General features: G+C 67.3%; 6 protein-coding genes and 1 pseudogene. 3 read left to right on the forward strand and 4 right to left on the reverse strand.

Translation table 11 applies throughout. The features are described from left to right. Window positions 1–265: 265 nt before the first annotated feature. Window positions 266–1,114: an NmrA family NAD(P)-binding protein gene (locus ABD120_RS05160; protein WP_343948526.1), complete on the reverse strand. Its 849-nt coding sequence runs from the start codon at window positions 1,112–1,114 to the stop codon at window positions 266–268. Then, window positions 1,111–1,536: a nuclear transport factor 2 family protein gene (locus tag ABD120_RS05165; RefSeq protein WP_343948527.1), complete on the reverse strand. Its 426-nt coding sequence runs from the start codon at window positions 1,534–1,536 to the stop codon at window positions 1,111–1,113. Before ABD120_RS05165 ends, ABD120_RS05160 begins: the two co-directional genes overlap by 4 nt. Before the next feature lie 87 nt (window positions 1,537–1,623). Here ABD120_RS05165 and ABD120_RS05170 point away from each other — a divergent pair, with 87 nt between their 5' ends. Both ABD120_RS05170 and istA read left to right on the forward strand, forming a co-directional pair. Next, window positions 1,624–2,214: a TetR/AcrR family transcriptional regulator gene (locus ABD120_RS05170; protein ID WP_343948528.1), complete on the forward strand. Its 591-nt coding sequence runs from the start codon at window positions 1,624–1,626 to the stop codon at window positions 2,212–2,214. 172 nt (window positions 2,215–2,386) lie between these two features. After that, window positions 2,387–3,565: pseudogene (gene istA, locus ABD120_RS05175) on the forward strand (IS21 family transposase); the annotation flags it as partial. Between the two features lie 15 nt (window positions 3,566–3,580). On the opposite strand, the gene ABD120_RS05180 reads toward istA, so the two are convergent. Next, a complete protein-coding gene (locus tag ABD120_RS05180; protein WP_343948529.1) occupies window positions 3,581–3,934 on the reverse strand; it encodes a hypothetical protein in 354 nt (117 codons plus the stop codon). A 167-nt stretch (window positions 3,935–4,101) separates the two neighbouring features. Between ABD120_RS05180 and ABD120_RS05185 the strand changes: the two genes are divergently transcribed. Then, complete coding sequence (locus tag ABD120_RS05185; protein WP_343948530.1) at window positions 4,102–5,697, forward strand: ISL3 family transposase; 1,596 nt, start codon at window positions 4,102–4,104, stop codon at window positions 5,695–5,697. A 230-nt stretch (window positions 5,698–5,927) separates the two neighbouring features. On the opposite strand, the gene ABD120_RS05190 is transcribed toward ABD120_RS05185, so the two are convergent. Further along, complete coding sequence (locus ABD120_RS05190) at window positions 5,928–7,532, reverse strand: ISL3 family transposase (protein WP_343948531.1); 1,605 nt, start codon at window positions 7,530–7,532, stop codon at window positions 5,928–5,930. Between the last annotated feature and the right edge of the window lie 322 nt (window positions 7,533–7,854).

Raw genomic sequence — 7,854 nt, forward strand, 5'->3', positions numbered from 1 at the left:
CCGATCCGAAGCTGGACCGGTTACCCGGCCAAGGTTGCGTGACGGGCCACTAGCGCAGAGCCGTCTCCCCGCTGGTGTGGACCTACGCGAGCCCTACGGCCGCTTCGACTCACCTCCAACAGCCAGGCGTCGTGCCAGCGTCGTAGTTCGCTGGAGGTGACCCGGGAGGCGGCTTCTACGACTTCTCCGATGTCTGAGCCGCCGTAGACGGCCAGGCCGATATCGCGCAGGGGGTCGAACCCGAACTGCTGATCGCCCTGGAACATCAGCTGCTGCATCGCATCTCCCCGTCAAGGAGGGCCCGGAAGGTGCGCGGGGGCCGACCGGTAAGACGGTGGACGGCGTCGGTAGTGCGGTCCTCCGCCCCTCCGGCGATAGCACGGTCCATGTCGGCCAGCATCGCAGCGAACTCCACCGATACCTGCGTCGTGAGGCGATCGCGCATCTGCTTGTAGGACAGACGGCGGTGGACGACGGGCCGATCGGTGACCTCGGAGATGCTTGCGGCAATGTCGTCGTGGCTGAGTGCCTCAGGTCCGGTGAGGACGAGATCGGTGTTGGGGGCTTGCTCGTCGGTCAGAGCGCGCACGGCGACGGCCGCGATGTCCTCGGCGTCGACGAAGCCGACCCGGCCAGTTTCGGTGGCGGTCCAGATGATGCCCTCGTCGCGGATGCTGCGAGCATGCGCGTGCGTGCCGGTGAAGTTCTGCATGAACCACGAGGGCCGCAGTACCGCCCACTGTTCGAACAGATCGGGCAGGGCCTGGTGCACCGTTCCCACCGCCGGGCCGCCCTCGGGGATGGCCGAGGAGCTCAGCAGCACCGCGCGGCGCACACCGACGGTGCGGGCCTGATGGAGGAACGGCAGCATGATTGCCGCAGGGTCGGAGTCACCCGGGGGCGGTATGAGGTAGACGCGGTCGACGCCGTCGAGAGCGGCCGCGTGGGTGGTGGGGTCGTGCCAGTCGAAGGGGACTGGCTCAGCCCCGGCGACCAGGGTGGCCTGACGGCTGGCGGCTTTGACGCGGTGGCCCGCGGCCGTCAACTGCGCGGCGGTGCGGCTTCCGGTGGTGCCGGTGGCACCGATGACCAGAGTGGTGCGGGCGGTGGTCATCGGCTGCTCCTGGTGAAGTCGGCGCCGGGCTCCTGTACGGCGAGGGGGTTCCAGTAGTCGCGGTAGGAGGCGATGTGTCCGTCTCGAACGGTCACGACGGCGATGTAGGTCATGTCGAAGGGAGCGTCGCTCTCCACCAAGCGGCCGACGCCGCGCATCTCGACCACGATGGTCTGTGGATCGGTGGTCTGGTGGATCCGCAGGTCGGGGAAGTCGTGCAGGTCAACGTGATCCGGGTAGTGGCGCATGTAGGCGGCGATGGCCTCCTTGCCCTCCAGGCGCCGGGGCCAGCCGTCGGGGGCGAAGGGGAACTCCATGCGGCCGTCCTCGGCCCACAGGGCGACCCACGCGGGCATGTCCTTGTCGAGCAGCAGTCGCAGGCTGTGGCGGTAAAGATCCGCCGGGGAGGTCGGTGCGGACATGGGTATCCTCCAAAACATAGAATCCGGACCTTGGGTCCGTTTCAACGATATGGACCACGGGTCCGTTTTGCAAATGGAAGGAGCGCCATGCCCGAACGTCAGTCGTCTCGCAAGGACGCCATCCGCAACCGGGAGGCCGTGCTCGCGGCCGCCGACGCCCTCTTCGCTCGCCGCGAGAGCCCCGAGGACGTCACCATGGCCGACGTCGCGGCTGCGGCCGGCGTCGGCAAGGGCACGCTCTTCCGGGCCTTCGGCGATCGCGCAGGTCTGCTCCGCGCGCTGTACGAGGCACGGCTCGAACCGATCAGGCAGGCCGTCGAGACCGGCCCACCACCCCTGGGGCCCGCGACCCCACCGCGGGATCGCGTCCCCGCCCTGCTCGATGCCGTCCTGTGCTTCAAACTCGACAACCGGCGCCTCGCGCTGGCCTTGGAGGAAGGCGGGAGCAGCAGCCCGTACCGGGCGGAGCACTACGAGCGGTGGCACGGCCTGCTCCAAGCCGTACTGGAGCAGATCCCCAGTGTGGCCGACAGCGGCTTCACCGCCCACGCCCTGCTCGCCGCCACACGAGCCGACCTCGTCGAGCACCTGGCCGGAGAAGAGCGCATTTCACGGGAAGAGATACGGGCACAGTTCGCGAACTTCGTCACCGGAGTCCTGGCCTCCGGCTCACCGTAAGGGTTGACCGCCGAGGGATGATCGAGGATCGGCGCGGTGAACTCGTGTCTGCCGATGCGGACCGTCACCGACCCGTCGGCGAGCACGCCCTCCGCCCCGCTGATCCGGGGTATCGCAGCTTTCTGAAGACTGACCCCCCAGGGGTTTTTGAAAGTTGACCCCCCTTGAAGCTATGAGGGTACTGAAAGTGGAAGATTGGGCGGAAATCAGCCGTTTGCACCGTGCTGAGGGAATGCCGATCAAGGCGATCGTGCGGCGGTTGGGGATCTCCCGGAACACGGTGCGCCGGGCGTTGGCATCGGACGAGCCGCCGAAGTACCAGCGGGCGCCGACGGGCTCGGTGGCAGATCCGTTCGAGCCGCAGATCCGCGCTCTGCTGTCGGAATGGCCGACGATGCCCGCGCCGGTGATCGCCGAGCGGATCGGCTGGCCGTACTCGATGTCGCCGTTGAAGAAACGGCTGACGTTGATCAGGCCGGAGTATGTCGGCATCGATCCGGTGGATCGGGTGGCCTACGAGCCCGGGCAGGTCGCCCAGTGCGATCTGTGGTTCCCGGAGACGCCGATCCCGGTCGCCGCGGGGCAGCGGCGAGTGTTGCCGGTGCTGGTGATGACGCTGGGCTTCTCCCGGTTCATGACCGCGACGATGATTCCCAGTCGCCAAGGCGGCGACATCCTGGCGGGCATGTGGTGGTCGATCCGCGGGATCGGCCGAGTCACCAAGACCCTCATCTGGGATCGGGAATCGGCCATCGGCGGCAACGGGCGGGTCACCACACTCGCGGCGGCGTTCGCCGGCACACTGGCCACGCAGATCAAACTCGCCCCGCCCCGTGATCCGGAATACAAGGGGATGGTCGAGCGGGCCAACCAGTTCCTGGAGACCTCCTTCCTGCCCGGCCGCCTGTTCGCCTCACCGGCCGACTTCAACCAGCAGCTCGACGATTGGCTGGTCAAGGCGAACGCCCGCACCGTCCGCTCGATCGCCGGGCGTCCGGTGGACCTGCTGGAAACCGACTACCAAGCGATGATTCCGCTGCCGCCGGTCCGCCCGCAGGTCGGCCTGCGCAACCGGATCCGGCTCAGCCGCGACTACCACGTCCGTCTGGACACGGTCGACTACTCCGTCGACCCGCGCGTCATCGGCAAGTTCGTCGACATCGTCGCCTCAACGGACACCGTCACCATCACCTGCGACGGCAACCTCGTCGCACGCCACCACCGCTCCTGGGCCAGACAGGGCGTGGTCACCGACCCCGCCCACGCCGCCACCGCAGCGCAGATGCGAGCGGCGCTGGCCGAGGACCGGCAACGACGTCAGGCCGCCGTCCGCCACCACACCGACGGCCACACCGGCTGACCGGTCCTATGAGAGGTCAGGACCGGTGTCGGTTGCGGGCTCAATCGCCGCCAGCGTCGCGTGGCAACGCTCGACTTCCGCAGCCACCTTTTCCATGAACCAGCGCACGATCTCATATGGGATGACATGTTCGTGGTCGTTACCGAGGTGGACGGTCGGTTCCGCAGCCGGATCCTCATCCGGCACCAAGGCCATCATCAAGGCTAATCCGGGCAAGTGGGTGGGTGAGCCTGGGATGTCGGTCCACGACTCCGGAACCGGCACCGCCTCACTCAGCTCGATGCACCAAGCATCGTCCGGCAACGAGTAGTGGAACTGCACGGCATAGTGACGGCCGACATGTTCTCGGAGATCAGGCATGCCCGAAGGCTTCCATACGACGGGTTCTCAGTCACATCGATAACAAGTTCAACCGTGACCACCGGGGGTCAATTTTCAGAAGGCTGCACGGGGTCAATTTTCGGGTTCTGGATCACTTTTGGTGCTGGAGCCACGGAGCGTCACCGACTCCGCGATCATGAACGGTTGTGGCCAACGCTCTCCTCCGCGACCTCTGGTTCCACCACGCCGACGAAATCACGCTCGGCACCATCACCATCCACCCCCACCACGTGACCCTCCACGCCACCACCACCAACGGCTATGCCGCGTGTCCGTCATGCGGCACGGTCTCGTCCCGGGTCCACAGCCGGTACGTTCGTCGACTCGACGAGGCCGCCATCGCGAGCCGGCGGGTGGTGGTGGAGTTACAGGTCCGTCGGTTCCGCTGCCGTGAACAGGCGTGCCCGAAGGCCACCTTCGCAGAGCAGGTGCCGGGGCTGACCTTCCGCCACGGCCGACGGAGCCAGGCACTGCAGGCGTCCTTGCAGCGGGTGGCGCTGATGCTGGCAGGTCGTGCCGGAGCCCGGCTCACCGACGCGTTGGCCTCGCCGGTGAGCCGCTCCACGCTACTGCGGCTGATACACGCCGTTCCCGACAGCGCGCCAGCCACACCGCGGGTGCTGGGGATCGACGAGTTCGCCCTGCGCAAGGGCCACGTCTACGCCACCGTGCTCGTGGACATCGAGACCCGCCGCGTGGTCGACCTCCTGCCCGACCGCAGCATCGAGACGGTGTCCGCCTGGCTGGCGGCCCACCCCGGCATCGAAGTGATCTGCCGCGACCGCTCGGCTTCATTCGCCGAGGCCGGACGCCTGGGCGCACCCGACGCGATCCACGTCGCCGACCGCTATCACCTCTGGAAGAACCTCGTCGAGGCAGTCGAGAAGACCGTGCTCCAGCACCGAGCCCTGCTGCCGGAGCCCGCGCCGGAACCCGAGTCCGCAGCACCGCCAGTCCTGCCATCGTCACCGCAGCCCACTCCGCCCCGGAGCACAGGACGTCTGGCCGACCGGGTCCGCGAGCAGCACACCGCCGTCCACGCCCTCCTCGCCGCAGGCGCCGGTCTGAAGACCATCGCCCGCGAGCTCGGACTGGCCCGCAACACCGTCCGCCGCTACGCGCACGCGGCTGGTCCGGACGAACTACTGGCCGGACGCTGGACCGGACGCGTCAGCATCCTCGACCCGTTCAAGCCACACATCGATCAGCGGTTCGCCCAAGGCTGCACCAACGCCCGCCGCCTGTTCGAGGAGATCGCCCAGCGCGGATATCCGGGCAAGGAACAGATCGTCCGCAAGTACGTCCACCGGCTCCGGCAGGCGTTCCCACGCCAGGACCCACCACGGCGCGGGCCATCGGTCCGCGACGTCACCGGCTGGATCACCCGCCGTCCCGACCGGCTCAACGCCGACGACACCCAGCGACTGAAAGAGATCCTGGCCCGCATTCCGGCGCTGGCCGCCACGGCCCGGCATGTCCGTGCCTTCGCCGAGCTCATGAACGAGCGGCGGGGCCGACAGCTCAAGGGATGGATCGCCCAGGTCCAGAAGGACCAGGTCCCGGCCCTGCACACGTTCGCCGCCGGCCTCCTCCAAGACCTCGACGCCGTCGTCGCGGGTCTGAGCCTGGACTACAGCTCCGGCGTGGTCGAGGGCCACAACAAGATCAAGATGTTGAAACGGCAGACGTTCGGCGGCGCAGGCTTCGATCTCCTGCGCAAACGCGTCCTCCACGCGGCATAGCCGTTGGTGGTGGTGGCGTGGAGGGTCACGTGGTGGGGGTGGATGGTGATGGTGCCGAGCGTGATTTCGTCGGCGTGGTGGAACCAGAGGTCGCGGAGGAGAGCGTTGGCCACAACCGTTCATGATCGCGGAGTCGGTGACGCTCCGTGGCTCCAGCACCAAAAGTGAGCCAGAACCAATTTTGGCTCTGGCTCACTCTTGATGATCTCCGTGACAGAGCGTGCAATCTGTCAGGTGTAGCGCAGGACCCGGGCCCGTAGAAGGTCGAAGTTTGCGCGGCCGAACATCTGCCGCTTCAAGAATTTGATCTTGTTCACGGTCCCCTCGACGGCACCACTGCTGTGGTCCAGGGTCAGTCCGGCCTGCACTGCGGCGTGGTCGCGTCGGAGTCCGGTGGCGAAGGTGGCCAGATGGAGCGAGGCTCCGGCTTGGGCGGTGGCGATCCAGTCGTCGAGATGATGACCGTCGCGGTTGGTCATCATCGTGGCGAAGCTGCGGACCAGCTCGGCGGCGTCGGTGAGTTCGGGGCAGCGGGCAAGGATCTGCCCCAGCCCGGCCTCCTCCTCGGTGCCCAGACGGTCGGGATGGGTCATGAGCCAGCCAGTGACGCGGCGGGGCTTGGGTGGTGGGCATGGCTCCTGCTGTACTTCCTGGTGTCCGCGCAGGGGCAAGAGCCAGCCCTGGACGGCTCGGCGGCTGCCGGTGAAGCCTTGAGCCTTGATCTCGGCATGGAGCTGGACGGCGTTGTAGCAGCCTTCGTTCCAGCGGCGGGTGAGGTAGGGCTTGAACTCATCTAGCTTGCTGGAGCGATTGAGGGCCGGGGCCAGGAGGTCGTCTACGCTGGTGGCGTTGGCGTATTTGCGGACGGTGCGGAAGGCCAGGCCGAGTTCGCGGCTGATGGCGTTCAACGACAGGCTCTTGGCCTTCAGCTCCTGGACCTGGGCATAGCGCTCATACGTTCGGGACACCATCGGACGTTCGTGTCCGTAGGAATCCAAGGTCTTCGGCCGCTCGACAGGCACCGTTTCGCAGGCGACTGAGTCCGTGACGGCGGCGTCCGGCTGGGGGGCTTCCTGCAGGCAGGATCGGTGTGCGCGGACGGTCTTCTCCAGCGCCGCGGCGAGGTTCTGCCAAAGGTGGAAGCGGTCGGCGACTTGGACAGCCTCAGGTGCGCCCTCACGAGCGCCGTCGGCATAGGATCCGGCTCTGTCCCGGCAGATCACCTGAACGCCGGGATGCCCCTTCAGCCAGGTGGCCAAGTCCTCGGCGGTCCGGCCGTCCAGCAGATCGACGGGACGATGGGTGTCCATGTCGACCAGGACGGTGCCGTAGGAGTTTCCGCGCTTTTTGGCGAAGTCGTCGACGCCCAGAACGGTGATCTGCCCGATTTCCGGATCGGGTAAGGCCCGCAGCATCCGCAGCAGCGTGGACCGGCTGACCGGCGCGCCGACCACACGGGCCATGCGGGCGCCGGCTCGCCCGGCCAGCGCCACGGCGATAGAGGTGAGGAGCGCTCGCAAAGCGTTGCTGCGACGTGCATGCCGCTGGGTCAGCCCATCGACCTGCTCGGTGAAGATTCCTCGCTCACACGAGAGCTCGCCGCAGATGAAGCGGCGCACCTCCAGCTCGATCCGGACCGGACGCCCGCTCATCGCCAGGTCCGAGATGGTCCGGCGATACCGGCTGTGCACGCGGGCCGAGAGCAGACCGCACACCGGGCACGAGGCTTCGGCGACCACGGTGCGCGCCACGATCAATACGGCACTGCCGAGGTCCTCAACCTTCAGAACATCGACGCCCTGAAGGGCAACAGAACAAGGGAAGGCAGCAGGCATCCACGCCTGCCGACACATGCAGCACAGTGAACCCCACGGCCGCTCGTTGATGATCAGGTTCTCGACAAACCCAGATCGTCGATGAGCGGCCGCCTGCCTGTGGACCTAGTTACAAGATCGCGACGCAGTGTGCGCTGCCCCGGATCCTCCGTCTGACTCACCCTGCGTCACTGATCATCAAGAGTGAGCCAGAGCCCTTTTGCACGGCCACGGACATGCCGGACGGGTGCTGTCGGCCGAGCCGCAGTCGGTCACGGTGCTGGGCATCGATGAGACCCGCCGTGGCCGGCCCCGCTGGGTCTATGACGAGAGCGCGCGGGCG

The sequence above is a fragment of the Nonomuraea longicatena genome (assembly GCF_039525605.1).
GTDB lineage: Bacteria > Actinomycetota > Actinomycetes > Streptosporangiales > Streptosporangiaceae > Nonomuraea > Nonomuraea longicatena.